Source organism: Kitasatospora sp. NPDC034533 (genome assembly GCF_055575155.1).
The window spans coordinates 37843-56192 of record NZ_JBVITE010000036.1 but is presented as its reverse complement, the minus strand read 5'-3'; the positions used below and the strand labels follow the sequence as shown (position 1 = coordinate 56192).

20 protein-coding genes are annotated in these 18350 nt (G+C 74.2%); 4 read left to right on the top strand and 16 right to left on the bottom strand.

Annotated features, from left to right (window positions below; all coding sequences use genetic code 11):
• Positions 1–29: 29 nt before the first annotated feature.
• From ACZ55U_RS23635 to ACZ55U_RS23625, 3 genes are all read right to left on the bottom strand, one after another.
• The gene (locus ACZ55U_RS23635; RefSeq protein WP_465528657.1) at positions 30–1637 is read right to left on the bottom strand and encodes a solute symporter family protein; all 1608 of its coding nucleotides are present in this window, start codon (positions 1635–1637) and stop codon (positions 30–32) included.
• On the bottom strand, positions 1634–1990 hold the full coding sequence (locus tag ACZ55U_RS23630) for a DUF485 domain-containing protein (RefSeq protein WP_465528655.1): 357 nt from the start codon (positions 1988–1990) through the stop codon (positions 1634–1636). Before ACZ55U_RS23630 ends, ACZ55U_RS23635 begins: the two co-directional genes overlap by 4 nt.
• A gap of 379 nt (positions 1991–2369) precedes the next feature.
• The gene (locus ACZ55U_RS23625) at positions 2370–3413 is read right to left on the bottom strand and encodes a zinc-dependent alcohol dehydrogenase family protein (protein ID WP_465528653.1); all 1044 of its coding nucleotides are present in this window, start codon (positions 3411–3413) and stop codon (positions 2370–2372) included.
• A 126-nt stretch (positions 3414–3539) separates the two neighbouring features.
• Between ACZ55U_RS23625 and ACZ55U_RS23620 the strand changes: the two genes are divergently transcribed.
• Entirely contained in the window at positions 3540–4535 is a 996-nt protein-coding gene (locus tag ACZ55U_RS23620; protein WP_465528651.1) for a DEDDh family exonuclease, read from the top strand.
• Positions 4536–4566: 31 nt separating this feature from the next.
• Positions 4567–5364 carry an SURF1 family cytochrome oxidase biogenesis protein gene (locus ACZ55U_RS23615; protein WP_465528649.1) on the top strand — a complete coding sequence of 266 codons (798 nt, stop codon included), beginning with the start codon at positions 4567–4569 and terminating at the stop codon, positions 5362–5364.
• A 9-nt stretch (positions 5365–5373) separates the two neighbouring features.
• On the opposite strand, the gene trxA is transcribed toward ACZ55U_RS23615, so the two are convergent.
• Positions 5374–5736: a thioredoxin gene (trxA, locus tag ACZ55U_RS23610; RefSeq protein WP_465528647.1), complete on the bottom strand. Its 363-nt coding sequence runs from the start codon at positions 5734–5736 to the stop codon at positions 5374–5376.
• A gap of 2 nt (positions 5737–5738) precedes the next feature.
• On the bottom strand, positions 5739–6146 hold the full coding sequence (locus ACZ55U_RS23605; protein ID WP_465528645.1) for a MerR family transcriptional regulator: 408 nt from the start codon (positions 6144–6146) through the stop codon (positions 5739–5741).
• A gap of 136 nt (positions 6147–6282) precedes the next feature.
• Between ACZ55U_RS23605 and ACZ55U_RS23600 the strand changes: the two genes are divergently transcribed.
• Complete coding sequence (locus ACZ55U_RS23600; protein ID WP_465528643.1) at positions 6283–7044, top strand: SDR family oxidoreductase; 762 nt, start codon at positions 6283–6285, stop codon at positions 7042–7044.
• A 67-nt stretch (positions 7045–7111) separates the two neighbouring features.
• On the opposite strand, the gene ACZ55U_RS23595 is transcribed toward ACZ55U_RS23600, so the two are convergent.
• The 9 genes from ACZ55U_RS23595 to ACZ55U_RS23555 form a co-directional block, all read right to left on the bottom strand.
• Positions 7112–7759 (bottom strand): alkaline shock response membrane anchor protein AmaP, encoded by a 648-nt coding sequence (locus tag ACZ55U_RS23595; RefSeq protein WP_465528641.1) that lies wholly within the window; start codon positions 7757–7759, stop codon positions 7112–7114.
• Complete coding sequence (locus tag ACZ55U_RS23590) at positions 7756–8457, bottom strand: DUF6286 domain-containing protein (RefSeq protein ID WP_465528639.1); 702 nt, start codon at positions 8455–8457, stop codon at positions 7756–7758. Before ACZ55U_RS23590 ends, ACZ55U_RS23595 begins: the two co-directional genes overlap by 4 nt.
• Positions 8454–8813: a hypothetical protein gene (locus tag ACZ55U_RS23585; RefSeq protein WP_465528637.1), complete on the bottom strand. Its 360-nt coding sequence runs from the start codon at positions 8811–8813 to the stop codon at positions 8454–8456. The genes ACZ55U_RS23590 and ACZ55U_RS23585 overlap by 4 nt, the downstream gene beginning before the upstream one ends.
• Positions 8813–9004: a hypothetical protein gene (locus ACZ55U_RS23580; RefSeq protein ID WP_465528635.1), complete on the bottom strand. Its 192-nt coding sequence runs from the start codon at positions 9002–9004 to the stop codon at positions 8813–8815. The genes ACZ55U_RS23585 and ACZ55U_RS23580 overlap by 1 nt, the downstream gene beginning before the upstream one ends.
• Positions 9005–9122: 118 nt before the next feature.
• Complete coding sequence (locus ACZ55U_RS23575) at positions 9123–9641, bottom strand: Asp23/Gls24 family envelope stress response protein (protein WP_465528633.1); 519 nt, start codon at positions 9639–9641, stop codon at positions 9123–9125.
• A gap of 168 nt (positions 9642–9809) precedes the next feature.
• On the bottom strand, positions 9810–10616 hold the full coding sequence (locus tag ACZ55U_RS23570; protein ID WP_465528631.1) for an enoyl-CoA hydratase/isomerase family protein: 807 nt from the start codon (positions 10614–10616) through the stop codon (positions 9810–9812).
• Between the two features lie 270 nt (positions 10617–10886).
• The gene (locus ACZ55U_RS23565) at positions 10887–11120 is read right to left on the bottom strand and encodes a helix-turn-helix domain-containing protein (RefSeq protein ID WP_030059940.1); all 234 of its coding nucleotides are present in this window, start codon (positions 11118–11120) and stop codon (positions 10887–10889) included.
• A gap of 327 nt (positions 11121–11447) precedes the next feature.
• Positions 11448–13046 (bottom strand): ABC-F family ATP-binding cassette domain-containing protein, encoded by a 1599-nt coding sequence (locus tag ACZ55U_RS23560; protein ID WP_465528629.1) that lies wholly within the window; start codon positions 13044–13046, stop codon positions 11448–11450.
• Between the two features lie 249 nt (positions 13047–13295).
• On the bottom strand, positions 13296–14363 hold the full coding sequence (locus ACZ55U_RS23555; RefSeq protein ID WP_465528627.1) for a hypothetical protein: 1068 nt from the start codon (positions 14361–14363) through the stop codon (positions 13296–13298).
• A 370-nt stretch (positions 14364–14733) separates the two neighbouring features.
• Here ACZ55U_RS23555 and ACZ55U_RS23550 point away from each other — a divergent pair, with 370 nt between their 5' ends.
• The gene (locus tag ACZ55U_RS23550) at positions 14734–15972 is read left to right on the top strand and encodes a glycoside hydrolase family 26 protein (protein ID WP_465528625.1); all 1239 of its coding nucleotides are present in this window, start codon (positions 14734–14736) and stop codon (positions 15970–15972) included.
• A gap of 40 nt (positions 15973–16012) precedes the next feature.
• Here ACZ55U_RS23550 and ACZ55U_RS23545 read toward each other — a convergent pair whose 3' ends face one another.
• A complete protein-coding gene (locus ACZ55U_RS23545; RefSeq protein ID WP_465528623.1) occupies positions 16013–17185 on the bottom strand; it encodes a GNAT family N-acetyltransferase in 1173 nt (390 codons plus the stop codon).
• Positions 17182–18306: a Wzz/FepE/Etk N-terminal domain-containing protein gene (locus ACZ55U_RS23540; protein ID WP_465528621.1), complete on the bottom strand. Its 1125-nt coding sequence runs from the start codon at positions 18304–18306 to the stop codon at positions 17182–17184. Before ACZ55U_RS23540 ends, ACZ55U_RS23545 begins: the two co-directional genes overlap by 4 nt.
• Positions 18307–18350 lie beyond the last annotated feature (44 nt).

The following is an 18350-nucleotide window of genomic DNA, read 5'->3' as shown; positions in this document are numbered from 1 at the left end:
GCCGGGCCAGCATAGTCATCGAGGGACGATCAGTGGGCGCCCAACCCGCTCAGCGAGCGGACCTCCAGTTCAGCGTACTTCGCCGGGTCGGAACGTTCCCTGGACAGCAGCGTGCCGAGCCAGCCGGCCAGGAAGCCGACGGGGATCGAGATCAGGCCGGGGTTCTCCAGCGGGAACCAGTGGAAGTCGGAGTGCGGGAAGAGCGAGGTCTTCGCGCCGGAGACCACCGGGGAGAAGACCACCAGCGTCACCGAGGTGAGCAGCCCGGCGTAGACGGAGCTGACCGCGCCGACGGTGGTGAAGCGCTTCCAGAACAGCGAGTAGAGCAGGGTGGGCAGGTTCGCCGAGGCGGCGACCGCGAAGGCCAGGGCGACCAGGGCGGCGGTGTTGAGCTTGTCCGCGAAGAGGCTGAGCACGATCGCCACCGCTCCGATCGCGACCGCGGCCCACTTCGCCGACGACACCTCCTGCTTCTCGGACACCTTTCCGCGCCGGATCACGTTGGCGTAGAGGTCGTGTGCGAAGGAGGCGGAGGAGGCCAGCGTGAGCCCGGCGACCACGGCGAGGATGGTGGCGAAGGCGACCGCCGAGATCACCGCGAGCAGGATCGCGCCGCCGGTGGTCCCGGCGCCCCCGCCGAGCGCCTCGGCCAGCTGCGGGGCGGCGGTGTTGCCCGCCGCGTTCGCCGCCTTGATGGCCTTGGGGCCGACCAGCGCGGTCGCGCCGAAGCCCAGCGCCAGGGTCATCAGGTAGAAGACGCCGATGATGCCGATCGCCCAGAGCACCGACTTGCGGGCCGCCTTGGCGGTGGGGACGGTGTAGAAGCGGACCAGGATGTGCGGCAGACCGGCGGTGCCGAGGACCAGCGCGACGCCGAGGCTGATGAAGTCGAGCTTGGCGGTGCCGCTGCCGTACTTCTGCCCCGGTTGGAGGAAGGCCTCGCCCTTGCCGCTGGCGCTCGCCGCCGCGCCGAGCAGCTCGGAGGGGTTGAAGTGGTACTTGGCCAGCACCAGGACGGTCATCAGCGCGGCACCGGCGATCAGCAGCACCGCCTTGACGATCTGAACCCAGGTGGTGCCCTTCATGCCGCCTATGACCACATAGATGATCATCAGCGCGCCGACCCCGACGATGGTCCAGCGCTTGGCCGCGTTCCCCTCGGCCCCCAGCAGCAGGGCCACCAGGGTGCCGGCGCCGACCATCTGGGCGAGCAGGTAGAAGATCGACACCACGATGGTGGAGACGCCCGCCGCGGTGCGCACCGGGCGCTGGCGCATCCGGAACGCGAGCACGTCCGCCATCGTGAAGCGCCCGGAGTTGCGCAGCGGTTCGGCGATCAGCAGCAGCGCGACCAGCCAGGCGACCAGGAAGCCGATCGAGTAGAGGAAGCCGTCGTAGCCGCTGAGCGCGATGGTCCCGGCGATGCCGAGGAAGGAGGCGGCGGACATGTAGTCGCCGGAGATGGCCAGGCCGTTCTGGAAGCCGGTGAAGCCCCGGCCGCCGGCGTAGAAGTCGGCGGCGCTCCTGGTCTGCCGCCCGGCCCAGACCGTGATGGCGAGGGTGGCCAGGACGAACACGCCGAACAGGGCCATCGTCAGGCCGCGGTGCTCGGTGGCGGAGCTGGCGAGCAGGGTCATTCGGCGGACTCCCGGGGAGCGTGGACGACGGCGCCGTGCGCCTCGCGGATCGCCGCGGCGGCCGGGTCGATCCGCCGGTCCGCGTAGCGGGCGTACCAGGCGGCGATGACGAAGGTGGTCGCGAACTGGAGCAGCCCGAGCACCAGGGCCACGTTGACGTGCCCGACGACCTTGGTGCGCATCAGCGCGGGGGCGTAGCAGGAGAGCAGGACGTAGAGCAGGTACCAGAGCACGAAGCCGATGGTGACCGGGAAGGCGAAGCTGCGGAACGAGCGCCGCAGCCTGCGGAACTCCTCGCTGTCGTCGATGAGTCGGGCGTCCGTGGCGGCGTTGGTGATCGGCGGCGAATCCACTCTCTCTCCTCGGCGTATGTGTCACACGGGGACGGTCGAACGTGAGGGTCGTCACAGGCCTGGTGCGCGCCGCGCAATGCTAGGAGCGTCCTGCCCGCCCCGAAAGGGGTTGACCGCGATCAGTCGACCGTTCACCCTCTCGGACCATCCGATTGGCCGAAAAGCAGCCCATCGCGGCGATCACACCGTCCACGACCGGGATCCGCCCGCCGCCTCCCGGCTCCGGAGAGGCCCCCGGAAGACCCCGAAGGACCCCGGGGAGCCCCGGAGAAACCCGGGAAAAGCGCGGGAGAACAGCGCCGGAGAACGGCACCGGCCCGTGCCGCACCCCACGCGGGGCGGCACGGGCCGGTTGCCGGGAGACCGTGTCCCGGATGACTCAGAAGGTGATCCGCACCTTCAGGGCCGAGCGGTCGTCCATCGCGCGGTAGCCGTCCGGAACGCCGTCGAGGTCGACGGTGCGGTCGAACACCAGGCCCGGCTCGATCGCTCCCGAGAGCACGTCCGGCAGCAGCTCGGGGATGTACGCGCGGGCCGGGGCGACGCCGCCGTTCAACGCGACGTTCCGGCCGAACATCTGGCCGATGTCGACCCCTGCGCTGCCGCCGTGCGGCACTCCGACGTAGCCCACCGCGCCGCCGTCCCGGGCGATCGAGAGGGCCGTGCGCATCGACTCCTCGGTGCCCACCGCCTCCAGCACCGCGTGCGCGCCCTGACCGGCGGTCAGCTCCTTCACCGCCTCGACGGCGGCCTCGCCGCGCTCCGCCACCACGTCCGTCGCACCGAAGCGGCGGGCCAGTTCGGTACGGGCCGCGTGCCGGCCCAGCGCGATGATCCGGCCCGCGCCCAGCCGGTGCGCCGCCAGCACACCGCACAGCCCGACCGCGCCGTCGCCGACCACCGCCACCGTCGCGCCGGGGCGCACCCGCGCCGAGACCGCGGCGTGGTGCCCGGTCGCCATCACGTCGGACAGCGCCAGCAGCCCGGGCAGCAGCTTCTCGTCACCCGCCGCCTCCTTCGGCAGCTTCACCAGCGTCCCGTCCGCGAACGGCACCCGCACCGCCTCGCCCTGGCCGCCGTCCGAGCCGACCTGCCCCCAGAACCCGCCGTGCGGGCAGGAGGTCTGGAGGCCTTCGAGACAGAAGTCACACGTCCCGTCCGACCAGACGAACGGCGCCACCACCAGGTCGCCCTTGGCGAAGCCGCGCACCTCGGCGCCGACCTCCTCGACCACGCCCAGGAACTCGTGCCCGATCCGCTGCCCGGCCACCCGCTGCGCCACCCCGCGGTAGGCCCACAGGTCGCTGCCGCAGATGCAGGCGTTGACCACCCGCAGCACCGCGTCCGTCGGCCGCTGGACCACCGGGTCCGGCACCTCCTCGATCCGGATGTCACTGGGGCCGTGGATCACGGTGGCACGCATGGCTGTTCCTTAGCTGAGAACGATCTCGATCAGTTGTACGACGCCCCCGCCGACCACTCTATTCCGGCCGGTCGGTCGGAACGTTCCGGCCGGAGCCCCTCGCCAGGCCCCTTATCCTGTTGGACCATGCAACCGATCCAGCCCGAGACGTACGGAGTGCGGCGGACCGCCCCGGTCCCCGCCCAGCGCTCCGCCGCCCCCGCCGGGGGCTTCGCGGTCGTCGACGTCGAGACCACCGGTCTCGGCCGCTCCGACCGCGTCATCTCGGCGGGCGTCTACCAGCTGGACCCGGACGGCGACGTCACCGACCACTGGTACACCCTGGTCAACCCCGAGCGGGACCCCGGCCCGGTCTGGATCCACGGCCTCACCGCCGAGTTGCTCTCCTGCGCCCCGACCTTCCCGCAGATCGCCGACGAGTTCGCCGCGCGGCTGGAGAACCGCATCCTGGTCGCGCACAACGCGCTCTTCGACTGGAACATGATCTCCCGTGAGTTCTCCCGGGCCGGCCGGCGCGCCCCGGTCGAGCAGCGGCTGTGCACCATGGTCCTCTCCCGCGACCTGCGCCTGCCGCTGCCCAACGGCAAGCTGTCCTCGCTCGCCGCCCACTTCGGTGTCCGCCAGCGCCACGCCCACAACGCCCTGGACGACGCCCGGGTGCTCGCCGAGGCCTTCCGCCCCAGCCTGCACCTGGCCCGCGACGGCGGCGTGCCGCTGCCGCTCCAGAACTGCGTCGCGGTCACCGACCTCGGTGAGGACGAGTCCCCCACCCCCGGCCGCAGCACCTGGACCGGCGCCACGTACCGCCAGACCAAGAAGCGCCCGCCCTGCCCGTACCCCAACCCGGGGCGCTGGGAGGACGGCAAGCCGCTGGTGCAGGGCATGCGGGTGGCCATCAGCGGCGACACCGCCACCGACCGCGAGGTCCTGGAGGACCGCGCGGTCGAGGCCGGCCTGCACATCGCCACCTCGGTGAGCCGCCTCACCAGCCTGCTCGTCACCAACGACCCGGACAGCTGGAGCGGCAAGGCCCGCAAGGCCCGCGAGGTCGGCACCCCGGTGGTCGGCGAGGACGCCTTCCTCCAACTGTTGCGCGAGGTCGCCCCGCACCCCGGTGCGTGAGCCCGTTGTGAGGTCGGCGTACCGTTCCCGTGTGTACCGTTTTCTGCTGACCCGGCAGTGGCTGATCACCATCCTGATCGCGCTGCTGCTGATCCCCGCGACGATCAAGCTGGGTTTCTGGCAGCTGCACCGCCACGAGGCGCGGGTGGCCCGGAACGAGTTGATCGGCAAGGCCCTCACGGACGCGCCGGTCCCGTTCGACACCCTGTCGCCGACGCCGGGGTTCGCGGTCCCCAAGGACCTCACCTGGCGCTCGGTGACCGCCACCGGACAGTACGACCCGGCGCACGAGTTCGTGGTCCGCAAGCGGACCGACTCCAGCGGGACCATCGGCTACTTCGTGGTGACCCCGTTGCGGCTCTCCGACGGCAAGGGCACCGTCCTGGTCAACCGCGGCTGGGTCGCCTCCGGCGCCGGGGCCGCCGACTACCCGCCCGTCCCGGCCGCCCCGGCCGGCGAGGTCACCCTCAGCGGCCGCCTGCGCGCCGAGGAGACCTACGGCGCCAGCGGCATCAAGGACCGCACCGGCCTGCCCGACCGCCAGTTCAACCTGATCAACACCGACGAACAGGCCAAGCGGACCGGCGCCCCGCTCCTCGGCGGCTACCTCGAACTCACCGGCACCACCCCGGCCCCGGCCGACCAGCCCCAGCTGATCCCCGAGCCCAACCACTCCGACATCGGCCCGCACATGGCCTACGCCGTCCAGTGGTGGCTGTTCACCGCGATGATCCCGGTCGGCGTCTGGGTCCTCGCCCGCCGGGAGGCCAGGGACCGAGCCAAGCGGGCGGCCGAAGCCGAGGTCCCGCTCGACGCCGTCCCCGCCTAGCAGCCCGTCTCACGGCGCGGCCGGCGTCGGCCCCACCGGCTGGAGCACGTCGGCCAGCTCCCGCAGCAACCGCGCCTTCGCCCGCGCCCCCACCACCGACCGCACCGGCTGCCCGTCCCGGAACACCATCAGCGTCGGCATCGAGAGCACCCCGTACGCCGCCTGCGTCCGCGGGTTGCGGTCCACGTCCACGCTCACCACCCGCAGCCGGTGCGCCTCCTCCCGCGCGATGTCCGCCAGCACCGGCGCCATCATCCGGCACGGCGGGCACCAGTCCGCCGTGAAGTCCACCAGCACCGGCCCCCGCGCCGCCAGCACCTCCGTGTCGAACGTCTCGTCCGTCACCGCCGGCACGCCCGCGATCTCCACCACGACTACTCCCTCACCAGTTCACACAAGGGCGGTTGCTCGGCGGCGGCCAACTCGTCCCGGGCCTTCACCGCCCGCTCGAACTGCCCCGCCACCCGCGCCCGCACGTCCTGGAGCCGGGCGATGCACTCGTCCAGCTCCCCCAGCTTCCGGCGGTACACCTCCAGAGAGGCCGGGCACGAGTCACCCTCCGGGTGTCCCGCCCGCAGGCACTCCACGAACGGCCTGGTCTCCTCCAGCCCGAACCCGAAGTCCTGCAGCATCCGGATCTCCCGCAGCAGCCGCAGATCGCCCTCGTCGTACGCCCGGTACCCGTTGCCCGCCCGCCGGGCCGGCAGCAGTCCCAACTGCTCGTAGTACCGCAACGCCCGCGTGGTCGTCCCCGCCCGCTCCGCCAACTCCCCGATCCGCACGCCGAACCACTCCTCCCGCACATCCGTCCACGACGGTAAACCTTCCCCCCGGCGTCAACGCCAGCCCCGTCCGGCGGGCGCGCGGGACGGATCCCCTGCCGTCCTCCCCGCTCCCCCACCCGGCAAGATGTCCCCCATGGATCTCGGACTGAAAGACAAGGCCTACATCGTCACCGGCGCCACTCGGGGCCTCGGCCTCGCCGGCGCCCGTGAGCTCGCCGCCGACGGCGCCCGGGTGCTCGTCAGCGGCCGCACCGCGCAGGCCGTCGACGCCGCCGTCGCCGAACTCGAAACCCTCGGCACCGCCCGGGGCCTCGTCGCCGACAACGCCGCCCCCGACACCCCCGAGCGCCTCGTCGCCGAGGCCCGGCGGCACTTCGGCCGTCTCGACGGCATCCTGATCAGCGTCGGCGGCCCCAAGGCCGGCCCGGTCGAGACCGCCCCCGAGGAGGCGTGGCGCGACGCCTTCGAGACCGTCTTCCTCGGCGCCCTGCGACTCGCCCGCACCACCGCCGCCGCGCTCTCCGACGGCGGCGTGATCGCCTTCGTGCTCTCCAGCTCGGTCCGCCAGCCGATCCCCGGCCTCGGCATCTCCAACGGCCTGCGCCCCGGTCTCGCCATGGCCGCCAAGTCCCTCGCCGACGAACTCGGCCCCCGCGGCATCCGGGTGGTCGGCCTGCTCCCGGGCCGGATCGACACCGACCGCGTCCGCGAGCTCGACGCCCTCGCCGCCGACCCCGACGCCGCCCGCGCCCAGGCCGCGGCCGGCATCCCGCTGCGCCGCTACGGCACCCCCGAGGAGTTCGGCAAGGTCGCCGCCTTCCTGCTCTCCCCCGCCGCCTCGTACCTGACCGGCGTCATGGTCCCCGTCGACGGCGGCGCCCTGCGCCCGCTCTGATCCCTCCCCCGCGAACCGGTCCGCCCGGCCGACCCGCCACCGGCCGGGCCCGGCGCCCCGGCCCGCGCTACTCCACCCTCGACGGCCGCCGACCCCGCCGACCCTGTCCCCGCCGGGGCTCGGCGGGGACCGCCTGGAGGACCCGGATCCGCAGGTCGGCCGGCAGTTCGGCCAGTCGCAGGCTCGCGCGGGCGTCCGTCCGGGGCCCGTCCTCGAAGTGCTCCACCAGCGCGGCCGGATCCCCACCCGGTCTCAACCGCACCGCACCGCGCAACCGCGGATGCCCCGGCGCCCGCACCAGCCGCACCCCGGCCCGCTCGACCTCCGGCAGCGCCACCGTCAGGTCCTCCAGCGCCTCCTCCAGCGCCCGCGCACCGACCCGCAGCCGAAGCCCGCTCACCCCCGGCGTCGGCACCGCGATGCTCGCCAGCCCGGTGCGCCTCAGCTGCGCCACCAGCCACCACGCCGTCCCCGCCACCAGCACGGCCAGCCCGCCGATCACCGTCGGCCACCACCACGAGGACGCCACCCACCTCCCGCGCGAGCGCGCGCTCACCACCGGCTGGTCCGGCGAGGTGAGCGGCCACCACCCCGGGGGGTGCGCGCCCAGCCGCCGGTACAGGTCGAGTCCGCCCGCCAGCACCAGCAACCCGGCCCCCAGCAGCGCCGCCCCCGCCACGCCGAGCAGCACCCGGTTGACGACCGTCCGCCTCATCCCGCCGCCTCCGGTCCCGGCCCCGCGCCGTCCCGCGCCACGGCCCCGGCTCCCCTCGCCGTCCGCACGTCCAGCCGCAGCGGCCGTGCCAGCCCCACCCGCGCCAACTCGTCGCGCAACTGCCGCTGCACCAGCGCCGGGTCCGCCGGGCCCGCCAGCGAGACCCGCACCCGCCGCCGTCCGACCCGGACCCTCAGGTGGTCGATCCCGTCCAGCCCCGCCGCCCGGTCCACCAGCAGGTGCCCGATCCCGGCCCGGTCGACGGCCGCGGTCGTCCCGCCGTACGGCCGCAGCACCAGCCACCGCCGCAGCCCGGGCGCGACGGCCAGCCACAGCAGCCACCCGCCGAGCACGGTCGCCGCCCCGGCCCCCACCAGGACCCCCAGGTCGTCCAGGTGCCGCGTCGCGAGCTCGTCCGCGATCTGCGCCCGCCACCGCCGGGCCGGCTGCCCCACCCGCACCGCGACCACGTCGTACAGCAGCGCCCCCGCCACCACCAGCACCCCCGTGGCCACCACCGCCGCCGCGGCCGTACGGGGCGCCCGCGGCCCGCGGGCCTTCCCCCGCCGAAGGTCCGCCACCTGCTGCGGCTCGTCCCCCGCCTCGGAGTCCCGCACGTCTGGGCCCCCCGCCTCGGAGTCCCGCGCCCCCGAGTCCCGCAGCTCGGAGTCCCCCGCCTCGGAGTCCCGCGCCGTCACGAGGCGCTCCCCGTCACCAGCTTCTCGACCACGACGACCACCCTCGACACCTTGGTCCCGGTCAGCCCCGCCACCCGTTCGGCGATCCGCTCCCGTACCGCCCCGGCCAGCGCCGCGACGTCCGACGGGAACGGCAGCTCGACCGCGACCCGGACGGTCACCGTGCTCCCCGGGACGGTCACCGAGACGTGCGGCGGCGCCCCCGTCGCCCGCCCCGCGGGCCAGGCGCCGGCCAGCACCTCCCGGGCGGCCCTGGCGGCGATCCGCGCGTACACCCGGTCGGCGACGCGCAGCCGCCCCCGGCGCCCCGGCGCGGGGAGCGCGGCGGAAACCGGACCGGCTACCGGGGCCGCCATCAGCGGCGCCGGTCGCGGCCGCAGAGCAGGTCTCCCAGGTCCCCCAGCTCGATGTCGCCCTCAAGCAGGCGCCCGGCCACGAAGCCGACCAGCCCGAGCGCGGCCACCAGGAGGAACGCCGCGAAGCCGCCGAAGTACCCGGCGAAGCCGAGGGCCATTCCCACCACCAGGCCGACGATGGCCAGGTTCATCCGCTACTCCCTCGTCTCCCGCTGCCTTCTCCGGTCCGGACCCGCCTCCCCCGCCACCCGCCTGCCCCGCTCCGTGCCCGCCCCGCTCCGTGCCCGCCCAGCCGACCCGCCGAACGCGCTACTTGAGCCTCGGCCGCTGCCCGGGCGCCGGCACCGGCTCCTCTTCCTCCTCGAACTCAGGTTCGTCCGGAAGATGGACGTCGTTGACGGCGATGTTGACCTCGACGACCTCCAGGCCGGTCATCCGCTCGACCGCGTGGATGATGTTCTCCCGTACTTGGCGGGCGAGTTCGGGGATGACCACGCCGTACTCCACCACCAGGGCGATGTCGATCGCGGTCTGCTTCTCCCCGACCTCGGCCTTGATGCCCCGCCCGACACTGGGCTTGCCGCCCGGCACCCGGTCCCGCATCGCGCCGAAGGTCCGGGCGAGCCCGGAGCCGAGCGCGTGGATCCCGGTGATCTCCCGCGCCGCCATCCCGGCGATCTTCTCCACCACACCGACGGCCAGCGCGGTGCGGCCGCGCTCCGCCATCGGAGTGGCACCGCCGGTGGATCCGTGCGGCGGACCGGGGGTCGGCGCGCCGCCACCGCCGGAGTGCTTGTGCATGGTCGCGGGCGTCGGAGTGTCAGGCATGGGCGCATCTCCCGTCGTACGGCTCCAGCTATATCGCAGACCTCCACAACTCTGGCATTCCGCCACGATCCCTGCCCCTTGAACGACGTCCGCCCACCTCCGCGCAGCGCAAAGGGCCCGGCCCCGGGGGGATTCCCCCGGGCCGGGCCCCGCGCGGGTGCCGTCCGGTCAGTCGCCGATCCCGGCGAGCTCCCGCAGCCGGCGGGCCTGCGCCGCCCGTTCGGCCGAGCGCTGTTCGTCGAACGAGCGCCCGGAAGCGCCCTGCAACAGGGCCTTGGTCTCGATCACCGCCCCGCGCGGAGCGGCCAGCAGGGCGGCCGCGAGGTCGCGGGCGGCGCCGTCCAGTTCCTCTGCCGGGACCGCCAGGTTGGCCAGCCCGATCGCGGTGGCCTCCTCGGCGCCCACCCAGCGGCCGGTCGCGCAGATCTCCAGTGCCCGCGCGTAGCCGACGAGTTCGGTGAGCGGCTTGGTCCCGGCCAGGTCCGGGACCAGGCCCAGCGAGGTCTCCTTCATCGCGAACCGGACGTCCTCGGCGACCACCCGCAGGTCACATCCGAGCGCCAGCTGGAAGCCCGCGCCGACGGCGTGGCCCTGGACCGCCGCGATGGAGATCAGGTCCGGACGGCGCCACCAGGTGAAGGCCTCCTGGTACGAGGCGATGGTGTCGTCCAGCTCGCGGTCCGTGGAGGCGGCGAGCTGGAGGAAGGTGGGCTCGCCCGCGATTCCCTCGGGGGTGAACATGGCCCGGTCCAGACCGGCGGAGAAGGAGACCCCCTCGGCGCGCAGCAGCACCACCCGGACGCTGCCGGGCAGGTCGCGGCCGGCGTCGGCGAGGGCGCGCCAGAGCGCGGGCGACTGGGCGTTGCGCCGCTTGGGCTGACACAGGGTGACGACGGCGAGTTCGCCTTCGACCTCCAGGCGGACGCCGTCCCGCTCCCAGCTCGGGGCCTGCGGGTCGATGGCGGGGGCGGTCATGCGGGGACCTCCGGTGGCGAGGGACTTGGCTACCGGAGAGTAACAAAACTCGGCGCACAGGGGCAGGGGCCCGGCCCGGAAAGATCGACGGGCCCGGCCGGCCCGGCGAGGGACGGAAGGAGAACGAACGGGGGGCGGGCGGCGCCCCGGGCATGACGATCGGCGGCCGGCCCGCACGACCCGAGGGCGGACGCCCAGTCGATGACCGACTGTCGTCTCCTCGGCCGGCGTCCTGCCGCCGCGCCATCCAGCCCAAGAGCTGACGAACCGTCAGGAACCGGCCCCGGCAGTCGCCTTGTTCTTGCCCCGCGTGGCACCACCGCGGCCCCGGAGGATCACTCCGGATTCGCTCAGCATCCGGTGCACGAAGCCGTACGAACGACCGGTCTCCTCCGCGAGAGCGCGAATGCTCGCCCCGGAGTCGTACTTCTTCTTGAGATCGGCCGCGAGCTTCTCACGCGCGGCACCGGTCACCCGGCTGCCCTTTTTCAGAGTCTCGGCCACCCGTGCCTCCTCGTAGCGTTGCTCGGTCAGATTCCCATGATCACCCATCCCTCTCCTCCTGGCCACCCATTCGACAAGGTCGATGTCGCAAATGCGTGGTCCGCCGGTGGTGATCCGAGCGCATCAGGGCGCTCACGCAGAGTGCACGCCCCCGGGCGGATACCGCCATTCGCCGGGAAAGAGCTGATCAGCAGCGTCGGCCCGACCACGATCGTGTGGCGGGCCGACGGAAAGTCCTTAAACGGAATCCAGATCTACTTCATTCCCGGATACGCCGAAAGGACTAGATATTCTCGTCTGAAAAGCGGACTTCGCGTCTACTTCAGGTCAGGCCAGGGAGACCAGATCGGCGTAGGACGGGTTCCAGAGGTCCTCCACGCCGTCCGGCAGCAGGATGATCCGCTCCGGGTCCAGCGCCTCGACCGCGCCCTCGTCGTGGGTGACCAGCACGACCGCCCCGGAGAACTCGCGCAGCGCACCCAGGATCTCCTCGCGGCTGGCCGGGTCGAGGTTGTTGGTGGGCTCGTCCAGCAGCAGCACGTTGGCGGAGGAGACCACCAGGGTGGCCAGCGCCAGACGGGTCTTCTCACCACCGGAGAGCACCCCGGCCGGCTTGTCGACGTCGTCGCCGGAGAACAGGAAGGAGCCGAGGATCTTGCGGATCTGCACCAGGTCGGTGTCCGGCGCGGCCGAGCGCATATTCTCCAGGACGCTGCGGTCCGGGTCCAGGGTCTCGTGCTCCTGGGCGTAGTAGCCGATCTTCAGGCCGTGGCCCGGGATCACCTCACCGGTGTCCGGCTGCTCCACCCCGGCCAGCATCCGCAGCAGGGTGGTCTTTCCGGCGCCGTTGAAGCCCAGCACGACGACCCGCGAGCCCCGGTCGATCGCCAGGTCGACGTCGGTGAAGATCTCCAGCGAGCCGTAGGACTTGGACAGGCCGCTGGCGGTCAGCGGGGTCTTGCCACAGGGGGCCGGCTCCGGGAAGCGCAGCTTGGCGACCTTGTCGTTCACCCGGACCTGCTCCAGCCCGGAGAGCAGCTTGTCGGCCCGGCGGGCCATGTTCTGCGCGGCCACCGTCTTGGTCGCCTTGGCGCGCATCTTGTCGGCCTGCGCGTTCAGGGTCGCGGCCTTCTTCTCGGCGTTGGCCCGCTCGCGCTTGCGGCGCTTCTCGTCGTCCTCGCGCTGCTGCTGGTACTGCTTCCAGCCCATGTTGTAGACGTCGATGCAGGAGCGGTTGGCGTCCAGGTAGAAGACCTTGTTGACGACCGTCTCGACCAGGTCGACGTCGTGCGAGATGACGATGAAGCCGCCCTTGTAGGTCTTCAGGAAGTCCCGCAGCCAGACGATGGAGTCCGCGTCCAGGTGGTTGGTGGGCTCGTCGAGCAGCAGCACGTCGGAGTCCGAGAAGAGGATCCGGGCCAGCTCGACGCGGCGGCGCTGACCACCCGAGAGGGTGTGCAGCGGCTGGCCGAGGATGCGGTCCGGCAGGCCCAGCGCGGCGGCGATGGTAGCGGCCTCGGCCTCGGCGGCGTACCCGCCCTTGGTGAGGAACTCGGTCTCCAGCCGGGCGTACTTCTTCATCGCGTTGTCCCGGGTGGCGCCCTTGCCGTTCGCCATCCGGTCCTCGTTCTCGCGCATCTTCTTCAGCACGGTGTCGAGGCCCCGGGCGGACAGGATGCGGTCCTTGGCGAGGACGTCCAGGTCACCGGTGCGCGGGTCCTGCGGGAGGTAGCCGACCTCGCCCGAACGGGTGACGGTGCCGGCGGCGGGCAGGCCCTCGCCGGCCAGCACCTTGGTGAGCGTGGTCTTGCCGGCGCCGTTGCGGCCGACCAGTCCGATCCGGTCGCCGGCGGCGACCTTGAAGCTCGCGGACTCGATCAGGATCCGGGCACCGGCACGCAGTTCGAGGGCGTTGGCGGAAATCATGGCTGGGGACTACTCCTGGGACGTGGGCGGGCGGCCGGGTGGGACGGACCCGGGGCCGGGGTCGGCGTGAGGGGACTTCATCGGCGGTCGGCGCGGCCCTCGTGGCGCCGCCGCCCGCTATTGCCCGGAGAAATGAGCCATGGCGGCAAGTCTACCGGGCCCCGCGTCACCCCCAATGGAGTACCGTCCGCGGACGATCGCCGGCCCGGCGCCCGTCGGCCGGCGCCCGCGGAGCGGTCGCGGCGGTCGCTACGGCGCGGCCGGCTGGTCCCCGGCGGGAGCGCCGGCGTCCGCCGGGGCGTCCGGGGCGGCGGCGGAGTCGGGAGCGGGGTCCGCGGCCACCGGGCCCTGGGGTGCCGCAGGCGGTGCCTGGGCCGCAGGGTCGCCCGCGGCCGGGGTCGCCGACGGGTCCGCGCAGCCCTCCTGGGGCCGGACCGCCGCGAACGGCGCGTCCACGGTGCCGCAGGCCGTCTCGGGCGCGGCCGCCTTGGTGTCGAACACCTTCGGCGGCACGATCGGGCCGTCGGTGATCTCCACCCGGCTGCGGTCCAGCACCTTGGCCGAGGCGGCCGGACCGGTGTTCATCGCCCAGCCCTTGCTGTCCAGCCGGTAGCCGGTGATCGCCCCGGAGGCGGGCTGCCCGTTGCCGTTGGCGCAGGTGCGCGGGACGAGCACGGCGTAGTCGGTGTGGACGGTGCGCAGCGGGTCGAAGACGCAGCCGGCGGCGGGCTTGTCGTTGTAGCGCAGGTCGCCGTCGGCGTCGCGCAGGCCCATGGTGAGGTTCGGGGTCACCAGGGCCAGCCAGGGCGAGCCGTCCCGCTGGACGGTGTGCAGCGCGGCCGCGGCCCGCTGCTGGGCGAGCGCCTTGCGCTGGGCGTCGGTCCGCTTGTCCGCTCCGGGCTCGCCGTCGCCGTGCAGCCAGTCGGCCAGGCCCGGCACCGCGCGGTGCCAGCGCACCTCGTGGTCGCCCGGGCGCACCGAGGTGACGAGGCCGTCGTCCCAGACCACGATGGCGTTGTCCCCGGCCATCGCCAGGTGGAGCGCTTCGGCGCCCTCGCGGCGGTAGGACCAGGCCTGCTCGCCGGTCTGCCGGTGGAAGGCCTCCAGGCCCGGGCCCACCCGCAGGTCGAGGTCGGTCGAGCTGAGGGACTCGGAGTTCACCGGCGTCGCCCCCGCGTCGCCCGGTCCCGCCACCCGGTCGCCGAACGGCACCGGCTTGTTCGCGTGCGCCGCCGCTCCCGCCGCAAGGACCAGCATCACCGCCGAGGCAGGCAGGATCGAGCGGGGGGACAGTGCACGCAGCGGCTTCCAGGACACGGCCGGAGCGTACCTTTCGCCGGGCACAGGAGTCAGCCCGGTTCCGCCGCCGCCCCGTCCGGCCGAGCGCGTGCCCGTCCCCGCGCGCCCTGCCCGTAAGACCGCCCGCCCACCTGCGCCGTCGGGGCTCCGGCCGTTCCGGCGGGCTCTCCGGAACGGGCCGCACCGGCCCGGAGGGACCGTTACGGATCTGTTACCCGGTCGCCGCTCTCCGGCCCCTGCGGCACACGGCGTTCGAAGACCGCCCACTTTAGGGTGACATCCGGCATTTTCTTCCTCCGACGGGCCTACTGTCGGCGAGCGGGGCGTCACGGTCCGTCCACGCCGAGACCGTGACGCCCCGCTCACGCGACGTCCGGAGGAGAGACCCATGCGAATCGGCCGCCTGTCGCTGGCCGCCGCCACCCTGTTGCTGATGGCCACGGCCAGCGTCCCGGCCGGGACGCCGTTCAGCCAGACCGAACGGCACGCCCTCTCCGCGGAGGCCATCGAGCCGCGCGGGGCGGCCCCCCGCCCGCCGGTCCAGCGACCGAAGCACGAGCCGCCGTTCGGCGCCTTCGTCGGCTCCTGGGACGACCACATCCCGCAGATCGGCCGGTACGCCCAGTGGCTGGGCGACGCCAACATGCAGGTCGGCCACACCTATCTGGCGGGCAACGGCTGGAGCGACATCGAGGGCGAGCCGATGGTGCTCGGCCTGTGGTCGCAGTGGCGGCAGGCGGACCCGTCCCGGCTGCTGGTGCTCGGCGTGCCGATGCTGGTGCCGAGCGAGGCGGACGTGCCGGACGGCGAGGTCGCGGGGCTGCTCGCCGAGGGGGCGCGCGGGGACTTCGACGCGCACTTCATCAAGCTCGCGCGCCGGTTGGTGGCGCTGGGCGCGCCGGACACCGTGCTCACCCTCGGCTGGGAGATGAACGGCACCACCTACACCCACCGCTGCAAGCCCGATCCGTCCGCCTGGAAGACCTACTGGCGGCGGATCGTCGAGGCGATGCGCTCGGTGCCCGGGCAACGGTTCCGCTTCGACTTCGCGCCCAGCCGCGGTCTGGACGCCATCCCGTGGACCAGGTGCTACCCCGGCGACGACGTCGTCGACATCCTCGGCATGGACACCTACGACCAGCCCGCCGGGGGCACCTTCGACGACTACGTGCACGAGCCGTACGGCCTCCAGGACCAGGTGGAGTTCGCCGCCACGCACGGCAAGCCGGTCTCGTACCCGGAGTGGGGGCTGTTCCGCAACGGCGACAACCCCGAGTACGTGCGGCGGATGGTCGACTGGATCCGCACCCACGACACCGTCTACCAGACCGTCACCGACTACTGCCCGCACGGCTTCTTCCAGTGCGACCGCAATCCGCGCTCGGCGGCGGCGTTCAAGCAGCTGATGTCCGGCTCGCGGGGGGCGCCCGCGCCGGCGCAGGTACCCCCGGCGCCCGCCGGCGCGGTGGTGGCGCCGGGCCCGCCCAGCGCGCCGCCCGCCGCGCCCAGCCCGCCGCCCGCCGCGCCGGGCCGGGCGACGGCGAGCCCGTCGGCCCGGCCGGCGGCACCACCGGCGGCACCGCCTGCGGCGGCCAGGTCGGCGAGCCCGAAGCACGCCCGGCACTGAGCGGTCCGCCGCTCGGTCGGCCGCCGCGCCGGCCGAGCGGTCAGCCGGGCGGCCGGCGCCGACGGCGGGCCAGGAGCGCCTCCTTCAAACGGGGGAAGCGGGTGCGCAGCCGCTGCGCCGCCGCCTGCCGGGCGCGCACCGCCGCGGACCGGACGGCCGCGGCCGGTGCCGCCCCCGCCGGGCCGAGCAGCAGCCGCTGGTTGGACAGCCGGTCCGGCCGCCAGCGCTGCTTGTACGGCTCCTGGCCGCGCAGCAGGCCGAGCAGCGGGATGCCCGCCCCGACGGTCTCGTCCAGCGCCGCGCTGAACAGCAGCCCGGCGATGTCCAGCCGCTCGCGCAGCACCGGGTGCGCCCCGTACAGGTACAGCCCGCCGAAGGACGGGCAGAGCAGCAGCAGGTTCACCGCCACCAGCTGGCCGTCCAGGTGGAACTGGTGGACGGCGGCCCTGCCGGTGGCGACCAGGCCCGTGGTGGACTCGGTCAGGTGCCGGGCGAACCGCTCGGTGCGGTGCTCGGGGGTGACGCCGCGCGCCTGCCACTGCAGGAAGTGCAGCCGCAGCAGCCCCTCCATCGCCTGCGGCACCTCGGACGCCGGGGTCGAGCGGACCTTCACCCCGGCCTCCGCGATCTTGCGGAGCTTCACCCGGCTGCGCTGGGCGGTCTTGCCGGGCACCCGCTTGAGCAGCCGATCCATCGGGACGGCCGGCAGGTACTGGCAGAGCGAGTCCTGGTGGCGGCGGCGGCTGCCGCGCCAGTGCTCGTACACCCGTTGCACGGCCGCCTCGGGGTGCACCTCGCGCAGTTCCAGCCAGTGCCAGGGGCGGGTGAGCGGGAGGGCCGCGGCGAACTCGGCGGCGGCCCGGTCGGCGCACTCGTCGTCGAGCAGGACGTCGGTGTAGTCGACCAGCCCGCCGCCGAGGCCGGTCAGGCCGCCGAACGGGCCGCCGCGCCGCCGGAAGGCCCCCGCCCCGACCAGCCGTCCGTCCCGGCGGACCAGCACCACGAGCAGGCGGCCGGGGCTGCCGTAGTGGCGCCACCAGGAGCGCTGCCAGTCGGCGTACTGGAAGAAGGTGGCCGTCCGGCAGCGGGCCGCCAGGTCGTCCCACTCGGCGGCGAGGACGTCCAGGGTGTCGTCCTCGACGCGCAGTTCGGTGGTCCAGGCCGGGGCCGTCGCCTGGGCGGGCAGGTCCGCTCTGCGGGTCTCGGTGCTCATCGGCCGCTCCCGGCGGCGGGCTGTTCCTGGGCGGCGGGCGGGGTCTTCGCGGCGGGCCGGGTCTTGGTGGCGGGCTTCGGCGCCGGAGCGGGCTTCGGCTCGGCGACGGACCGCCCCTCGGCGGGGGCCTGCTCCGCCACCGGGGGCTGGGCCGTCGCGGAGGGCTCGGCGGCCGGCTCGGCGGCGGGCTTCCGGCCGGCCTTCGGAGCGGTATTCGGGCCGGTCTTCTTGTCGGACTTCTCCTCGGCCTTCGCGCCCCCGGGCTCGGTCGCGACCCCGCTCCGGGCCTCCGCCCCGGGCGCGGCCTTGCCCCTGGACCCGGCCCCGGAACCGGCCTCGGGCTCAGCCTTGGGCCCGGTCCCGGGACCGGCCTTGGCCTCGGCCCTGGCCGGCTCCCCGCTGCGCGGGCGCGGCGCCGTCGGGGCCTTGGCGGACGTCGGAGCGGCGGGAGCCTTCGCGACCGTAGCCGGAGCACCGGGGGCCTCCTCCGCGGCGCCCGGAGCCGGCGCTGCCGGCGGCGTCCGCGCCGCGTCGACGCTCCCGGCGTCCTCCGGAGCCCCGGCCGCGCCCCGGCGGCGGACCATCATCGCGAGCGAACCCAGCAGCAGCCCGGCCGCGGCGCCGACCGCGACGTCCAGCTTGCCGGAGGGCGTGGTCGGCTTGTCCGGCGCGGCGGCCGGGGCCAGGGTCACCAGCCGGACGTTGGTGTCCCTGCTGCTGGTGTTGGCGAAGGCGACCAGCGAGCGGGCCACCGCGTCGGCGGTCCGGGCGGCCTCCTCCGCGCGCCGCCCGGTGCCGGTGATCTCGATCATCGGGGCGTCCGGGGAGGTCGTCCCGTGCACCAGGGACTCCAGCTCGGACCGGGTGTGGCCGGTCTCGGCGGCCGCCACGGCGAGCACCTGCGGCCGGCCGGCCAGACGGCCGTACGCCTGGGCGAAGTTGGTCGCGAGCGCGGCCTCCCCGGGGTTCTGCGCGACCACGAGGACGTAGGCGTTGGCGGCGTACGAGGGGGGCGCGACGACGGCGTACCCGGCGCCGGCCGCGGCGCCCAGCGGAACCGCGAGCGCCACCGGCCACCAGCGGCGGACCAGGCGGCGGGCGCTTCGGCGCGGTGTGGTCATGGGTGTTGCTCCTTGGGTCTGGTACGGCGTTCCGGCGGTGGCGG